Origin of the sequence: Streptomyces sp. NPDC048664, assembly GCF_040650555.1 — a bacterium.
GTDB lineage: Bacteria > Actinomycetota > Actinomycetes > Streptomycetales > Streptomycetaceae > Streptomyces.
Map to the genome: position 1 here is coordinate 110,238 of NZ_JBEZHK010000001.1, position 15,703 is coordinate 125,940.

General features: G+C 72.6%; 13 protein-coding genes. 6 read left to right on the top strand and 7 right to left on the bottom strand.

Annotation, left to right across the window (positions count from 1 at the left end):
• Positions 1-333 precede the first annotated feature (333 nt).
• Positions 334-1,197, top strand: coding sequence for an alpha/beta fold hydrolase (locus AB0C59_RS00485; protein WP_362999919.1), 864 nt, complete (start codon positions 334-336; stop codon positions 1,195-1,197).
• Positions 1,198-1,401: 204 nt separating this feature from the next.
• Entirely contained in the window at positions 1,402-3,057 is a 1,656-nt protein-coding gene (locus AB0C59_RS00490) for a M23 family metallopeptidase (protein ID WP_362999920.1), read from the top strand.
• 34 nt (positions 3,058-3,091) lie between these two features.
• Here the strand turns inward: AB0C59_RS00490 and pcrA are convergent, their stop codons facing one another.
• Positions 3,092-5,611, bottom strand: a complete 2,520-nt coding sequence (pcrA, locus tag AB0C59_RS00495; RefSeq protein ID WP_362999921.1) for a DNA helicase PcrA — start codon at positions 5,609-5,611, stop codon at positions 3,092-3,094.
• A 164-nt stretch (positions 5,612-5,775) separates the two neighbouring features.
• Here pcrA and AB0C59_RS00500 point away from each other — a divergent pair, with 164 nt between their 5' ends.
• A complete protein-coding gene (locus tag AB0C59_RS00500; RefSeq protein WP_362999922.1) occupies positions 5,776-6,750 on the top strand; it encodes a tellurite resistance/C4-dicarboxylate transporter family protein in 975 nt (324 codons plus the stop codon).
• Here the strand turns inward: AB0C59_RS00500 and AB0C59_RS00505 are convergent.
• On the bottom strand, positions 6,728-7,081 hold the full coding sequence (locus tag AB0C59_RS00505; protein WP_362999923.1) for a hypothetical protein: 354 nt from the start codon (positions 7,079-7,081) through the stop codon (positions 6,728-6,730). The two genes, AB0C59_RS00500 and AB0C59_RS00505, sit on opposite strands and share 23 nt — an antisense overlap.
• Positions 7,082-7,519: 438 nt before the next feature.
• On the opposite strand from AB0C59_RS00505, the gene AB0C59_RS00510 reads away from it, so the two are divergent.
• Positions 7,520-8,608, top strand: a complete 1,089-nt coding sequence (locus AB0C59_RS00510; RefSeq protein WP_362999924.1) for an NlpC/P60 family protein — start codon at positions 7,520-7,522, stop codon at positions 8,606-8,608.
• A gap of 19 nt (positions 8,609-8,627) precedes the next feature.
• Here the strand turns inward: AB0C59_RS00510 and AB0C59_RS00515 are convergent, their stop codons facing one another.
• Both AB0C59_RS00515 and AB0C59_RS00520 read right to left on the bottom strand, forming a co-directional pair.
• On the bottom strand, positions 8,628-9,356 hold the full coding sequence (locus AB0C59_RS00515; RefSeq protein WP_362999925.1) for a response regulator transcription factor: 729 nt from the start codon (positions 9,354-9,356) through the stop codon (positions 8,628-8,630).
• Positions 9,353-10,648, bottom strand: a complete 1,296-nt coding sequence (locus tag AB0C59_RS00520; RefSeq protein WP_362999926.1) for a PspC domain-containing protein — start codon at positions 10,646-10,648, stop codon at positions 9,353-9,355. Before AB0C59_RS00520 ends, AB0C59_RS00515 begins: the two co-directional genes overlap by 4 nt.
• A gap of 189 nt (positions 10,649-10,837) precedes the next feature.
• Between AB0C59_RS00520 and AB0C59_RS00525 the strand changes: the two genes are divergently transcribed.
• Together AB0C59_RS00525 and AB0C59_RS00530 are read left to right on the top strand one after the other, a co-directional pair.
• Positions 10,838-12,433, top strand: coding sequence for a PspC domain-containing protein (locus AB0C59_RS00525; RefSeq protein WP_362999927.1), 1,596 nt, complete (start codon positions 10,838-10,840; stop codon positions 12,431-12,433).
• Positions 12,420-12,656 carry a hypothetical protein gene (locus AB0C59_RS00530; RefSeq protein WP_362999928.1) on the top strand — a complete coding sequence of 79 codons (237 nt, stop codon included), beginning with the start codon at positions 12,420-12,422 and terminating at the stop codon, positions 12,654-12,656. The genes AB0C59_RS00525 and AB0C59_RS00530 overlap by 14 nt, the downstream gene beginning before the upstream one ends.
• Positions 12,657-12,691: 35 nt before the next feature.
• Here the strand turns inward: AB0C59_RS00530 and AB0C59_RS00535 are convergent, their stop codons facing one another.
• From AB0C59_RS00535 to AB0C59_RS00545, 3 genes are all read right to left on the bottom strand, one after another.
• Positions 12,692-13,246 carry a DoxX family protein gene (locus AB0C59_RS00535; RefSeq protein ID WP_362999929.1) on the bottom strand — a complete coding sequence of 185 codons (555 nt, stop codon included), beginning with the start codon at positions 13,244-13,246 and terminating at the stop codon, positions 12,692-12,694.
• A gap of 165 nt (positions 13,247-13,411) precedes the next feature.
• A complete protein-coding gene (locus tag AB0C59_RS00540; RefSeq protein WP_363000142.1) occupies positions 13,412-14,689 on the bottom strand; it encodes a hypothetical protein in 1,278 nt (425 codons plus the stop codon).
• A gap of 198 nt (positions 14,690-14,887) precedes the next feature.
• A complete protein-coding gene (locus AB0C59_RS00545; protein ID WP_362999930.1) occupies positions 14,888-15,682 on the bottom strand; it encodes a class II aldolase/adducin family protein in 795 nt (264 codons plus the stop codon).
• Between the last annotated feature and the right edge of the window lie 21 nt (positions 15,683-15,703).

Here is a 15,703-nt window from a genome sequence, read left to right on the forward strand (position 1 = left end):
GGGAAATCACACAGTGGGACACATTCGCCGCGCAGGGTCTCCCCGTCCCGCGGCACACGAGCCGCACTCACCGGCGGCCCGAGCGCCACAGGCCGTGGGGACCGTGCGCAAGGAGAGCCGCTATGAGGCGGCCCGCCGCCCGTCGCCCTCGGGGCGCCGTGCGATGAGGCCTCTCGGCGACAGGACCGCAAAGGGCACCCGAGCGGGCACACACCCCGAGGAGGACGGGCACCACACCGGCATCCGCCCCGCACGCCCGCCGCCGCCACGGCTTTCCATGAGGGCTCACGGGGGACACAGGCGTCCTCGGTGTTGCCGACGGGAGGTCGGCCCATGATGGTCACCCGGGCAGTGCAGCCGTTGCTTCCGATGTGCCAGCGCCTGTTTCCCACCAGGCTGGCCGGACTCTCCATGGCCCTGCTGAAAGCGACCGCCCTGGAGTTCGCGATCCTCGCCGGTCACCTGCTCCTCTACCCCTCGGGGATCATCCAGGAGCGCCGATCGGTACCCCTGCCGGCTCTTCCCGACACCGGCACCGCCACCCTGCCGACCGGGTCCAAACCCCCGGTCATCCTGCTCCACGGGTTCATCGACAACCGCTCGGTCTTCGTGCTGCTGCGCCGCAACCTCACCCAGCACGGCCGCCAGCACATCGAGTCGCTCAACTACTCCCCGCTGACCTGCGACATCCGCACCGCGGCCCAGCTGCTCGGCCGCTATGTCGAAGAACTGTGCGAGCGCACCGGACAGCAGCGGGTCGATGTCGTCGGGCACAGCCTGGGCGGGCTGATCGCGCGGTACTACGTGCAGCGTCTCGGCGGCGACGCACGCGTCCGCACGCTCGTCACCCTGGGTACACCCCACTCGGGGACCCGCGTCGCACCGCTCGCCAACGCCCACCCGATCGTCCGCCAGATGCGGCCCGGGTCCGAGCTGATCGAGGAACTGCGCGAGCCCGCTCCCGGCTGCCGTACCTACTTCGTGAGCTTCTGGAGCGACCTGGACCCCTTGATGGATCCCCTGGAGACGGCCTGCGTCGACCACCCCGACCTGCTCGCGGAGAACGTACGGGTCAGCGGCATCGGCCATCTCGCCCTGCCGGTCCACCCGACGGTGGCGGCGGGGATAAGGCAGGCACTGGACCTCGAGGAGCCGGGAGCGCCCGCCCCCCACGCCGACGGCCTGACGGTCGCGTAGACACCGTCACGTCATCGAACATTCACCGAACGAAGAGCCAAGGGCTTGCCGTGGGCCGCCGAAACACGGGCGAATGCCCGCTTCGTGCCTCAGGGGAATCCACGGAAGATTGTCGCGCCCGCATACCGCCGGGTACAGTCGCCGCACTGCTCTGCCAGCCGCACCGCTCTGCCAGCCCCTGCCGCCGAGGCGAAAGAGAAGTTGGTGAACGACCGTCACCCGTCGGGGATCGCAACTCCCCCGGCTCCGGCCCACGATGCCACCTCGGCGCATGACGCGCCCTATGGCGAGCAGAGCGGCCAGTACGGTGCGTTCACGACCTATGCCGATCACTCCACGACCGGCTACCCGGCCCCCGGACACGCGACCGGCGCCTACGCCGCCGACCCCCTGTTCGGAGACTTCCCGGCCGACGGCTCGACCGGTGCGTACGACGTGGGCCAGTGGGCCACCGACGGCCACGCGGCCTTCGGCACCGGGACCCACCAGACGCCGCACTACGACCAGTACACCGCTCAGCACTATGCCGCCTACGACACCGGTCTCCACGACACGACGGCCTGGGCGACCGGCCACCAGCAGATCGTTGGCTTCCCCGCGCAGGGGACATCGCCGGACGTGACCGGCCAGTGGGACGCTCAGGCGTGGCAGGACGCCGGACAGACGGCGGATCCGACCCAGCAGTGGCAGTGGGGCACCCAGACGTTCGACACGGGTGCGTACGACGCCACGCAGTGGAACTCTGCCGGCGTCCCCGACCAGGGACCGCCCGACCAGCACGCCGCGCCGACGGCGACGTTCGGGCGGCTGTCCCCCGATGCCTTCGTCCCGGAGGCGACCACGACGTTCGACGAGGCCGACCTCTTCGGCCCGCGGACCGCCACGGACTTCGACACCGAGCACCAGGACACCGGGACCTTCGGGAGCACGGACCTCGAGAGCACGGACTTCGGGAACGGTGACTTCGGGAACGGGGACTTCGGTGCCGCACACCTCGCGGCGGGAAGCCCCGACGGGGACCACGACGGCGAGCCCGGGACCTCCCAGGCGGCCGACGGCGCCCTCCTGCTCGAGGACCAGGAGGAGTTCACCCCCGCCCCGGCACCCCGTGCCGACTCCCGCGGCTCGAACCGCTCCCGCCGCCGCTCCCCGGCGAAGCGTTCCGCCCTTCTGACCGTCGCCGTGCCGTCGGTGTGCGTGATGGGGGTCGCCGGCATCGCCGCCGCGTCCGTCGGTATGGGCGGGGAGGACGCCGGGACGGCGACCGCGTCCGCCGCGACACCGGTGAAACCGTCCGTCGCCAACGTCAAACTGGACTCCCAGCTGGAGAGCCTGTCCGCGGGAGCGAACGACTTCGCGGACCGGGCGAGCCGCACCCAGGAACGCATCGACCTCAAGGCCCAGCAGGTGGCCGAGAAGAAGAAGGCGGCTGCGGAGGCGGCGCAGAAGGAGCGGATGCGCCCGAAGTTCCTGCTGCCGGTGACGCAGAAGGGCCTGAGCGCCTACTTCGGGCAGGCCGGCATCAACTGGATGTCCGTGCACACCGGCATCGACTTCCCCGTCTCGTACGGCACGACGGTGATGGCCGCGACCGACGGCACCGTAGAGACGAAGTGGAACAGCGCGTACGGCAACATGCTGATCCTGACCGCCAAGGACGGCACGCAGACCTGGTACTGCCACCTCTCCAGCTACCGCGTGGCCCCCGGCACGACCGTCAAGGCCGGAGAGCCGATCGCCTACTCCGGCAACTCCGGCAACTCGACCGGCCCCCACCTGCACTTCGAGGTCCGGCCGGGCGGCGGCGCGCCGATCGACCCGCTGCCGTGGCTGCGCAGCCACGGCCTCGACCCGACCTGACCCACCCCCCGCCCGGCCTCCCCGGGCGGGACGCCTACAGCTTCTCCACCGGGGCGTACCGCAGCAGCAGCCTCTTCGGCTTCGGCTCCCCGAAGTCGACCGTCGCCTCCGCGTTCGCGCCCGTGCCCTTCACTCCGACGACCGTGCCCAGACCGAACTGGTCGTGGGTGACACGGTCACCGATCGCCAGGGCGATCACCGGCTTCTCCACGGCACCCGTACGACGGGTGGCGAACCCGGACGCTCCGGCGGCCGAGGAGCGCGAGCGGGAGGAGGACAGCGAAGCCGCCACGCCGGAGAGCGGGCCCCGCGAGACGGGGGCCGCGGGCGCTCCGGTGCGCTTCCACTCCAGGTGCCGGCCCGGGATCTCCTCCAGGAAGCGGGACGGCGGGTTGTAGGAGGGCTGGCCCCAGGCGCTGCGCAGGGCGGACCGCGTCAGATACAGCCGCTCCCGGGCACGCGTGATACCGACATACGCCAGGCGCCGCTCCTCCTCCAGTTCCTTGGCCTGGCCGAGTGCGCGCATGTGCGGGAAGACCCCGTCCTCCATGCCGGTCAGGAAGACCACGGGGAATTCGAGGCCCTTCGCGGTGTGCAGGGTCATCAGCGTGATGACTCCGCCGCCCTCCTCCTCGTCGGGGATCTGGTCGGAGTCGGCGACCAGGGCGACCCGCTCCAGGAACTCGGCCAGTATGCCGCCCGGCGCGCCCGCCTCCGGCGCCTGCGCCGGCTGCGCCTCCTCGCCGCGCTCCTGCTCGAACTCCAGCGCGACGGCGGCGAGTTCCTGGAGGTTCTCGATCCGGGTCTCGTCCTGCGGGTCGGTGGAGGACTGCAACTCGGCGAGGTAGCCGGTGCGTTCGAGGATCGCCTCCAGGACCGTGGCCGGGCCCGCGCCGGACTCCACGATCGTCCGCAGGTCCTCCATCAGCGCGTTGAACCGCTTGACCGCGTTGGTCGAGCGGGCCGCCATGCCGTACGCCTCGTCCACGCGGCGCAGCGCCTGCGGGAAGCTGATCTTCTCGCGCTGGGCGAGCGCGTCGATCATCGCCTCCGCGCGGTCCCCGATGCCCCGCTTCGGCACGTTCAGGATGCGGCGCAGCGGCACGGAGTCCTCCGGGTTGGCCAGCACCCGCAGGTACGCGAGGACGTCCCGGACCTCCTTGCGCTCGTAGAAGCGGACGCCGCCGACGACCTTGTAGGGCAGACCGACCCGGATGAAGATCTCTTCGAAGACACGTGACTGCGCGTTGGTGCGGTAGAAGACGGCGACGTCGCCCGCCGTCGCCTCGCGGTCGTCGGTGAGGCGGTCGATCTCGTCGGCGACGAACTGCGCCTCGTCGTGCTCGGTGTCCGCGACATAGCCGGTGATCCGGGCGCCCTCACCGGCGTTGGTCCACAGCTTCTTCGGGCGGCGCGACTCGTTGCGTTCGATGACGGCGTTGGCGGCGCTGAGGATCGTCTGGGTGGAGCGGTAGTTCTGCTCCAGCAGGATCGTGGTGGCGTCCGGGTAGTCCTCCTCGAACTGGAGGATGTTGCGGATGGTCGCACCGCGGAAGGCGTAGATCGACTGGTCGGCGTCGCCCACCACGCACAGTTCGGCCGGAGGCAGATCGTGCTCGGAGGGCGGCGTGTCGTCGGGGCGGGCCGCCGGGCCCACCAGTTCGCGCACCAGGGCGTACTGGGCGTGGTTGGTGTCCTGGTACTCGTCGACCAGGACGTGGCGGAAGCGGCGGCGGTAGTGCTCGGCGACGTCCGGGAAGGCGCGCAGCAGGTTGACCGTCGTCATGATCAGGTCGTCGAAGTCGAGCGCGTTGGCCTCGCGCAGGCGCGACTGGTAGAGCGCGTACGCCTGCGCGAGGGTCTTCTCGAAGCCGTCGGCCGCCTGCGCCGCGAAGTCCTCCTCGTCGATCAGCTCGTTCTTCAGGTTGGAGACCTTGGCGCTGAAGGACTTCGGCGGGTAGCGCTTGGGGTCGAGGTCCAGGTCGCGGCAGACCAGTGCCATCAGGCGCTTGCTGTCGGCGGCGTCGTAGATCGAGAAGGAGGACGTGAAGCCGAGCTTCTTGCTCTCCCGCCGCAGGATGCGCACGCACGCGCTGTGGAAGGTCATCACCCACATCGCGTTCGCGCGCGGGCCGACGAGCTGTTCGACACGCTCCTTCATCTCGCCCGCGGCCTTGTTGGTGAAGGTGATCGCGAGGATCTGGCCGGGGTGCACGCTCCGCTCGGCCAGCAGATGGGCGATGCGGTGGGTGAGCACCCGGGTCTTGCCGGACCCGGCACCGGCCACGATGAGCAGAGGGGACCCGGCGTGCACGACGGCCGCGCGCTGGTTGTCGTTCAGCCCCTCCAGCAGTGCCCTCGGGTCGATCACCGGGCGGGGCGCGCCGTCGCGGTAGTGGGAGTCCCGGTCCGGTGGCACGTCGAAGCGCCCGCCGAACAGGTCGTCCGCAGCGGGCTCCGGGAGGTGCTCGTCCTCGGGCGGCGGGGGTTCCTCCTCCTGGGCCGAGGTGGCCTGGAGGTCCGCCAGGAAGCTGTCGTCAAAGAGGCTGCTCATCGCTCTCCGAGTCTAGGCCGCCCCACCGACAGCCGACCGCCGCCCCGACAACTCCGCCCTGACGCACCCGCGCGGGGGGTTGTTTTCGGCCGTCCCGCGCGCGTGCCCCCGACACAACCGGTGTGCGCGTCCCCGAGGGCTGTCCCGCGCTTAGCATCGGGCGCATGTCAGGCACCTCCACGCTCAGCACCTGGTGGGCGCGGCGTCCGCCCGCGGTCGGGGTCGCCGTGATGGCGACCGGCATCCTGGCGATCGGGCTGCACCGGACCGGATTCACCGGCCTCTTCCGTATCGCGCTGGTCCTGACCGCCGTCGCGTGGCTGGGACTCGTCGTCGACATCATCGTACGGGCGTTCGTGGAGCGGGGCCGCTGGCCCGCCGAGGCGGGTTCCCCGACCGCGCTCGCCCCGGTCGCCGCGAGCGCCACGCTCGGCACGGGACTGTCCGTGCAGGGCCGGCAGACGGCCGCGGAGGCTCTCCTCGCGCTGGCCGCGGTCTGGTGGGCGGTCCTGATCGTCCCGGAGGTACGGGCCTGGGAGCGGCCTCTGCCCGGGTCGGTGTTCCTGGGGTGCGTGGCGACCCAGGCGCTGTCGGTGCTCGGCGCGTCGCTCTCGGCCGTCCTGGGGGTGGCGTGGCTCGCGCACACGGCCATGGTGTTCTTCTGGCTCGGCCTGCTCGGCTATCTGGCCGGGCTGTGGTGCTTCGACCCGCGGGAGCTGGTCAGGGGCGCGGGAGACCACTGGGTCGCGGTCGGCGCCCTCGCGATCTCCGCGCTGAGCGGGGCGGAGCTCGTCGCCGCCGCGCACAGCGGGATGTACCTGTGGGCGAACGACGACAACCACGCGCTGCGCGGGATGACGGTGACCGTCCTCTTCCTCGCGCTCGTCGGCTACGGCGTCCTGGCGGTGGCCGAGGTGCTCCGGCCGCGGACGGGGTACGACCCGCGGCGCTGGGCGACCGTCTTCCCGCTGGGGATGACGGCGACGGCGGTCCTGGCCTTCGGCTCCGTCTTCAAGGTGTCGTGGCTGCGCGGTCCGGGCCAGGTGCTGCTGTGGATCGCGGTGGCCGCCTGGTGCGCGGTGCTGGTGGGAGCGATGTCGTCCGCCGCGGGACGGTTCAGGTCCAGAGCACCGCGATGAAGATGTTCGCCATGGTCAGCGCGCCGACGAGAGCGAAGAAGGGCTTCTCGACCCGCTCCTCGTCGCGCTTGACGTAGACCAGACCGAGGATCACGACCAGCAGGGCCAGCTTGACCCCGATCTTGATCGTGTTGACCGCGTGGTGGTCCGCCTGGTCGAGGCCGACCAGGGCGACGCCGGTGACGAGCATGGTCAGGGCGCCGTGCAGCATGCCGGGCACGAAACGGGCCGTGCCCTGGCCCATCGCCTTCATCTGGGTGAGGAAGCCGCCGAGGAGCGCGGCGATGCCGATGATGTGCAGGCCCACGAAGAGATGGATGAGAACGTCCATGGCTCCGGAGCCTAGCCAGTGGACCCGGGAGCCCCGGACACCGGCCCCACCGGGAGCCGACCGGCGGCGGTCGGTCCGACGGCCGCCGGGGCGCGTGGGCGTGGCTGTAGCACTCCGTCGTCGCCCCACGCCCGGGAAACCGCCACATCGGTCATCACACAGCGTGAGGCCAGCACCTCGATGACTGAATTTCAGACACATACGGTCACTGTCAGTCCTGTCGCGTCACTTCCGCACATCGCATCACGAAGTGGTCACGGCGCGGCTTAGCGTCCTTGCCCAGGTGACCGGCTCCCCATCGCCGCCCGGGTCAGGGCGGCCGCCGGACGCCACCGCCGAGAGTCCGGCGGTGCCCCGCTCCCCCTGTGCGAGGCGCCGCCGGACGCGTGACGCCGCTCGTGGCCCCGGGCGGCCGTACGAAAGGGACAGGACGTCCAGGTGGCAGCGCACCGCAAGCCCAGGCAGCGTTCGCTCGGCGGCACCACGGCCCGGACCGCGGCGACGATCGCCCTCGCGGGAGCGGCGAGCGCCGCCGCCTTCGACGGCACGGGGCATGCCGACCCCCGTCTCTCCCCGGCCCAGGTCAGGACCCAGGTCGACACGCTCTACCAGCAGGCGGAGGCCGCGACCGAGAGGTACGACGGGGCGAAGGAGCAGGCGGACAAGGCCCGGACACGGCTGTCGGCGCTCCAGGACGAGGCCGCACGCCGTACCGAGCGGCTCGACACCGCCCGGCAGGCGCTGGGGCACGCCGCCGCCGCGCAGTACCGCGACGGCGGCATCGACCCCTCGGTGCGGCTCCTGCTCTCCACGGACCCCGGCCACTATCTCGACGACGCGGCGTTCACCGAGCGGGCGGACGACCGGCAGGCCGCCGCCGTCGCGGACGTGCGCGCCCAACTGCGGGAGATCGAGCGGCTGCGCGGTGCGGCGCGGGCGGAGACCGCCACCCTGACGGCGCGGCAGGCGGAGCTGCGCCGGCAGCAGCAGACGATCAACAAGAAGCTCGGCCAGGCGCGCGAGCTGCTGTCCCGGCTGACCCGGGCGCAGCAGGCCCGGATCGCGAAGGACAGCACCGGTGGCACGGACCGGGCCTCGCGCGACACCCGGCGCGACGCGGGGCCGGCGTCCGCCGCGGGGCCGGTGTCCGTCGCGGCGCCGACCGCGCAGGCGCCGGGCTCCCGGGCCGCGGAAGCGGTGGCGTACGCCTACGCGAAGCTGGGCAGCCCCTACGTATGGGGCGCCACCGGCCCCCACTCCTTCGACTGCTCCGGCCTGGTGCAGGCCGCCTACCGCGCGGCGGGCATCTCGCTGCCGCGGACGACGTACTCCCAGATCGACGCGGGCCGACGCGTCTCACGCGCCGAACTGCGCCCCGGCGACCTGGTGTTCTTCTACTCCGGTGTCAGCCATGTGGGGATCTACGTGGGGAACGGCAGGATGATCCATGCCCCCAACCCCTCGGCGCCCGTGCGGCTCGCCCCGATCGACCAGATGCCGTTCGCGGGCGCCACCCGGGTGGCGTGAGCGGTGCCGGTGGGCGGCGTCAGACCAGCCGGCGTGCCGTCGCCCACCGGGTCAGCTCGTGGCGGTTGGACAACTGGAGCTTGCGCAGCACCGCCGAGACATGGGACTCGACCGTCTTCACCGAGATGTACAGCTGCTTGGCGATCTCCTTGTAGGCATAGCCGCGGGCGATCAGGCGCAGCACCTCGCGCTCGCGCTGGGTGAGGCGGTCCAGGTCCTCGTCCACGGGCGGCGCGTCGGTGGAGGCGAACGCGTCGAGCACGAAACCGGCCAGACGCGGCGAGAACACCGCGTCGCCGTCCTGGACACGGAAGACGGAGTCGACCAGGTCCGTGCCGGTGATCGTCTTGGTGACATAGCCTCGGGCGCCGCCCCTGATCACCCCGATCACGTCCTCCGCCGCGTCCGAGACGGACAGGGCGAGGAAGCGCACCGGTTGGCGCGCGTCGGCCATCAGGGGCGCGCAACGGCGCAGCACCTCGACACCGCCGCCACCCGGCAGATGGACGTCGAGCAGGACCACTTCGGGACGGGTGGCGGTGATGACGCTCACCGCCTGGTCGACGTCGGCGGCCTCACCGACGACCTCCACCCCGGTCCGCTCGGTCTCCCCGATCTCGGCCTGGACCCCCGTCCGGAACATACGGTGGTCGTCCACGAGGACGACCCGCACACGCCGCCCCCCGGCCGCGCCCCCGCTCGTGCTCCCCGGCTCCACCGGGCCCGCCGACCCGCTCGCGTCGCTCATGACGTGTCCTCCGACCTCTCCATCTCCAGCTCGACCTCCGTGCCACCGCCGGGTACGGCCCGCAGCCGTGCCGTACCGCCATGGCGCTCCATACGGCCGATGATCGATTCTCTGACACCCATGCGGTCGGCGGGAATCGCGTCGGGGTCGAAGCCCGGGCCGCGGTCGCGGACCGACACGAAGACCGCCCGCCCCTCGGCCTCGGCGTAGACCTGGACGGCCCCGCCCTCGCCACCGTACTTGGCGGCGTTCACCATCGCCTCGCGCGCGGCCTGCATCTGTGCGCCGATCCGCTCGTCGAGGGGGCAGTCGCCGACGACCACGACCTCGATGGGCACGCCGTGCTTGTCCTCCACCTCCGCCGCGTTGCGCCGGACCGCCTCCGCGAGGGTGCCGGGTTCCTCGCCCTCCTGTTCGCCGGTGCCCTCCGGCTTGTAGAGCCAGGCGCGCAGGTCGCGTTCCTGGGCGCGGGCGAGACGGCGCACCTCGCCGGCGTTGTCCGCGTTGCGCTGTATCAGCGTCAGGGTGTGCAGCACCGAGTCGTGGACGTGGGCGGCGACCTCGGCGCGCTCCTGGGCCCGGATGCGCATCAGGCGCTCCTCGGACAGGTCCTGGGTCATCCGGACGAGGTAGGGACCGGCGAGCAGGGTGATGCCGACGAGGACCGCGAGGGCGGCCTGGAGGACGGAGCCGAGATGGGAGGCGGAGCCCTGGAGCACGAAGATGGCGGAGACGCCGGCCGTGACCAGCAGCACCCCCGCCGCGGCCCGCAGCAGGGTGAGGGTGCGCCGGCGGCTGCCGACCTCGACCCAGCGGGCACGGCGCGCGTTGTCCGCCTGGCGCCAGACGAGGGCGACGCCCGCGGCGACCAGCACCGCGGGGACGAGGTAGGCCTTGGCGGCGCCGCCGAGGTTCACGCTGCCCACGAAGGACAGCGCCACGACGACCATGAGCAGCAGGGCGACGATCTGCCCGCGGTCGGGTCTGCGGGCGACGAGTCGGCGGCGGCCCTCGGCGGAGGTCTCCGCCCCGGCCGGGGACGGGGAACGCCGGTCCTCCACACCGCCGACGCCCAGCGGGACGAAGAACCAGAACGCGGCGTACAGCAGCGCGCCCAGGCCGTCCGCCGTCGCCAGGCCGACGAAGACCAGCCGCACCCAGATCACGGGCAGCCCGAGATGGCCGGCCAGCCCCCGCGCCACGCCCCCGAGCCAGCGTCCGTCGCTGCTGCGGTAGAGCTTGCGCGGAGGCCGCGGGTCGGAGAGGGGCACTGCTGCGGCGGCGTCCGGCATGGCATCGATGGTCACACGGCCGGCGCGGCGGGACATCAGGGTCGGCCCCCTAGACTCCCCTGATCTTCGATCCGGCGCCGCGTTGGTGGTGATCGAACACTTCCCCGGTGGGGTGTCAGGGCAGATCTCAGGGTTCTGCCAGGGTCGTCCCGACTCCCGCCGGGCGGTCGCGGCGGCGACCATGGACCCATGACGGACGAGCAGCACGCGGCAGCGGGGGACGACCCCGGCGCGGGGCATGCCTCCGCCGCCGGGCACGGCTCCGCGGCCGAGGAGGAGCCGCGCGCGCAAGAGGACAGGGGCGTACGGCAGGATGCGGCCGTGTGGAGCGATCAGACCGGTTCCGGAGACGACACCGGGAACGAGGGCGCGGATTCACGTGCGGACGCGGGTCCGGCTTCAGGCGCGAGCGCGAGACCGGGCGCGGGACCAAGAGTGGATTCGGGCTCGGGCGCGGGGCCGGGCAGGAGGGCGGCTTCGGTTGGGGGTGCGGGTTCGCTCTCCGGCTCGGAGGCGGCCGAGGAGCATGGCCTCTTCCGGCGGGACCGGCGCCACAAGGTGCTGGGGGGCGTCTGCTCCGGCCTGGGCCGCGCGTGCGACATGGACCCGGTGATCTTCCGCATCGTGCTCGTGGTGCTCTCGGCGACGGGCGGCCTCGGTCTCATCTTCTACGGCTTCGCCTGGCTCCTGATCCCCTACGAGGGCGAGGAGGAGAACGAGATCCGCAAGCTGCTGACCGGCCGGGTCGACGGCCAGGCGCTGGCGGCGGTCCTCTTCGCGCTGGTGGGCTGCGGTGTCTTCCTCTCGATGCTCAGAAACGGCGGGGTGCTGACCTTCGCCGCCGTCCTGTCGCTGCTCCTGGCGGGCGCGGGCTACTGGTCCCGGCAGCGCGGCACCCCCGCTCCCGACGCACTCGCCGCCCAGGCCGTCGCCGACGCCCCGCCGGAGGCCACGGCGCCGCCCGTCCCCGACTCCTATCCGTCCTGGTGGCGCGACCCCATCGTCAAGGACGGCACGCACGTGGGCGGTACGGGCTATCTGTGGGGCCCGAGTGACACACCCGGCCGCGACGCCGCGGAGGTGGCGGCCGGCGGCTCCCTCGGCCGGCCGTACGGGCGGCGTCCGCGGAGCGAGGCACCGTCGCGGCCCAAGGGCCCGCGCTGGACGGGCGGCTGGATCTTTCTGCTCGCTCTGCTCGCCGGTGCGCTCGGCTCGGGCCTGACCTGGCACGAACGGCCGCTCGGGACGAGTCTGCAGACAGGGCTGGCGAGTGCGCTCCTGGTGCTGGGCCTGGGGATGGCGATCAGCTCGTTCCTGGGGCGTACGGGAGCGGGGTCGGTCTTTCTGGCGATCGTCACCGCGGGACTGCTGGCCGGGGCGAGCGCCCTGCCGGACACCGTCGGCACACACTGGAGCCGGACGACCTGGGCACCGGCCACGGCGGCGGCGGTCCAGGAGCGGTACGAACTCGGCGCCGGCGTCGGCACCCTCGACCTCGGTCGTCTGAGACCGGCCGGGGGGCAGATCGTCACGACGCGGGCCGAGGTGGGCGTGGGCCGCCTCGAAGTGGTGGTCCCCGAAGGCGTCAGGGTGGAGTTGACGGCGGACGCGGGCATCGGCGACATCGCCTTGCCGGGCCGGTCCGGGAAGGACGTGGACGTGCGGCCGGACAGACACGAGCAGGTGACGCTCTCCCCCGTGCCGGGGACGCGGCACCCGGCCACGCTCCGGCTCGCCCTCGAGGTCGGCGTGGGACAGGTGGAGGTGATCCGTGCTGCGTCATGAGTTCCAGCCGGGCAGGCTGATCGCCGGAGCCGTCCTGGCCGCCACGGGAGTCCTCTCCCTCGGGGACGCGTACGGCGCCTGGCGCACTCCGTGGTTCCTCGTCGCCCCGATGGTCGGGGGCGGCCTGTGCCTCGCCGCCCTCACGGGCCTGGTGGCCGGCGCGATGCGCCGAGGACGCCGCCGGACCCCTCGGGCTCCGTACGCCGAGCGACCGGACACCTGACGACGCCGCACCGGCACCAGCACCGGCACGGCCGACTAGGAGCGGCTACCGCTGGTCGCCAGGAGCCCCGCCTGGGCGTGCCCCTGCCGCCGGCTCCTGATCAGGGCGTCCAGGGACCAGAAGGACGTCCCCGCCAGCACGAGGGGGACCCAGCACATCATGTACGGGAGGTCGTTGCCGTAGTAGTAGGGGCTGGAGGCCCAGCTGACGGTCAGCCACAGGCTCAGCGAGATGAGCGCGCCACCGAGCGCGGCTACGCGGCCCAGCAGGCCGAGGAGCGTGCCGATGCCGACGGCGAGTTCGCCGAAGGCGATGGCGTAGCCGAAGCCGACCGGGCTCCTCAGCGCCAGGTCGACCAGGGCCGGGACGGCCGACGAGCTGCGCACGCCGTGCATGAGGTCACCGACGGAGCCGGCGCCGGAGGCGCGCAGGAAGGCGCTGTCCGTGAGCTTGTCCAGGCCCGCGTAGACGAAGGTGACGCCGAGGAAGACGCGCAGCGGAAGGAGCGCGTACCGGGCGGCGGTGTCCCGCCGGTCCCGGCGCCCCTCCAGATGAGTGGTGTGGGAGTCCGTGCGAATGTCCTGGGCCATCGTGTCCGCCGCCTCTCGCTCTCCATGCCGTTGGCCCCTCAACCGACCATACGTGCGGAGAGCGACCCCGACTCAAGCACCGCGCCCTGATTTTTCATACTTTCCGGCGCGGTCGGCGTTCCTCGATCCGCCGCCTGCCTGCGACAAGGCGCTCGTGACGGGTCCTCATTCCATGACCTCGATCGCCACCCGATTGGTCTCCACCCCGGCAGCGGTCACCACCTGCACCTCCACCCGTCCGGGCTCCACCTCCACCGGGACCGGGACCTGCACCGCGCTGTCGGTCGGGTTGCTGAATCCGCCCGTGACCGGAACCAGCGGGACATGGACGTGGACCGCGCCGATACGGACCACCATGCGGGACAGGCGGTCCGCCGTCCGAGCACCGGCCGGCACGAGACCGGCGCCGCGGATCTCGATGTCGTCGCCCGTGCGGATCGGCGCGTCGAGATCGCCCGCCTCCCGCACCCGGACCACCGAGAGCAGCACCGGGCGGCCGCCCTCGGCGTACTTGGCCGCGAGGTAGGTGGCCGCCGAGACCAGAACCAGCAGAGCCAGGCTCCACGGCAGGTCGGGCAGCCGGTCGGGGCGTCGAGCCAGACGCACCACCGCGAAGGCCAGCGCGACGGCGCTGACCACCACGTACTGCGTGTCGGCGAAGCTGCCCCGGCCTCCGTCGTCCGTCAGCAGGTCCGCCGCGCGCGGCCGGTGGGCGCGGATCTTCTGCAGGCGCTGGCCGAGCACCCGCAGGCCCACCACACGCCGCACCAGGACGGCGATCCCGCAGACCACCGCGACCACGGTCACCACGCCCGCCCCGTGCGCCGGCCCGAGTCCGGCGAGCAGGGCGTCCCGCCGGCCCCGCGCCGACGCCGCCGCCAGCTCGCAGACCAGCACCAGCATCGCGTAGACCACGAACAGCACCCACCCGGCCGCGACCGCCCGGGAGGTCGACAGCCGGTTGTCCTCCCCGATCACGGGGGCGAGCACCCCGCCGCGCGCCCGGTGCAGATATGCCGCCGCGCTCAGCCCCGCGCCGGTCACCGCGGCCGCGACCAGCCCGGCCGTGCGGGCCACGGTCCAGCCCGCGCCGATCGCCGTCAGCGCCTGCACCACCAGCAGCACGGCCGTCGTGCTCCCCACCGCGAACGCCGTACGCGGCCACAGCCTGGCCAGCCATGCCTCGCCCTCGGCCCGGCCGCGCTCGGCGATCAGGCCCGCGGACCGGGTCAGTTCGTCGGACACCCACTGGCGGGACGCCGACGCGGAGTGTGCCACCGCCGGGGGCAGCCCCCGCCCGGACGCGAACTCCTCCCGCTTCGCCAGGAACTCGGCGACGGCGCGCCGATGCCCCTCGCGTGCGCCGTGCGGGCAGTCCCCGCAGGTGCAGCCCCCCTCGTCGCCGCGCTCCGCGCCGCCCTGCCTCGCCTCCTGCACCGCCACGCCCGCTGCCGCCTTCCCGCGCCAGTTCATCGACCACGCCCGCATCCGCCACGGCAACTTCCGGGCGGCGCAAGCGAATTGTGCCGTACCGGACGGGCCACGTCCGCCGCCTGCGGTCCGGGAGAGTGAATGTGGAATCTCCGGGTTGACTGCCGCCCGGTTCTCGCGGTCGCGAGGCGGCGGTCGCGTCGGGGCGCGTCAGCTCAGCAGGTCCGGTTCACCACGGCTGATGTCCTGCCACAGCGGCTGGTAGTTGATCCAGGCCACCAGGTCCCCGCCGAGCTGCTCCCGTGTCGCCACCGCCTGCCGGTGTTCGATCAGGACGGGCCGTCCCGCCGCCTTCGCGGTGAGCTGCACCTGGGCCGAGCGTTCCAGCGACAGGAACCACCAGGCCGCCGCGTCCACCGAGTCGCCCACGGTCAGCAGCCCGTGGTTGCGCAGGACCAGCGCCTTGCGGCTGCCGAGGGCGGACGCGATCCGGCGGCCCTCCTCGGCGTCGACGGTCACCCCGGTGTAGGAGTCGTACACCGCGTGGTCCTCGTAGAAGGCGCAGGACTCCTGGGTGAGGGGGTCCAGCAGATCGCCGAGCGCCGCGAGGGCCCGGCCGTGGATCGAATGGCAGTGGGCGACCGCGACGACGTCCGGGCGGGCGGCGTGGACCTGGGCGTGTACGGTGAACGCCGCCTGGTTCACGTGGTAGCGGCCCTCGATCACCTGCCCGTCCTGGTTCGCCAGGACGAGATCGCTGACGGTGACGTGCCGGAAGGGCATCCCGAAGGGGTTGACCCAGAAGCAGTCGCTGAACTCGGGGTCGCGGGCCGTGATGTGCCCGGACACCCCGTCCTCGAAGCCCAGCCGTCCGAAGATCCGCAGGGCGCCGGCCAGGCGCTCCTTGCGGTGCTGCCGCTCGTCGGCCGGGGATTCGTGCATCGGCGGCATCGCGAACTGCAGCTTCTCGGTGGGCAGGGGCGATGGGGGGGTCGGCCCGTGCATGTGTCCTCCAGCACTGGGTTC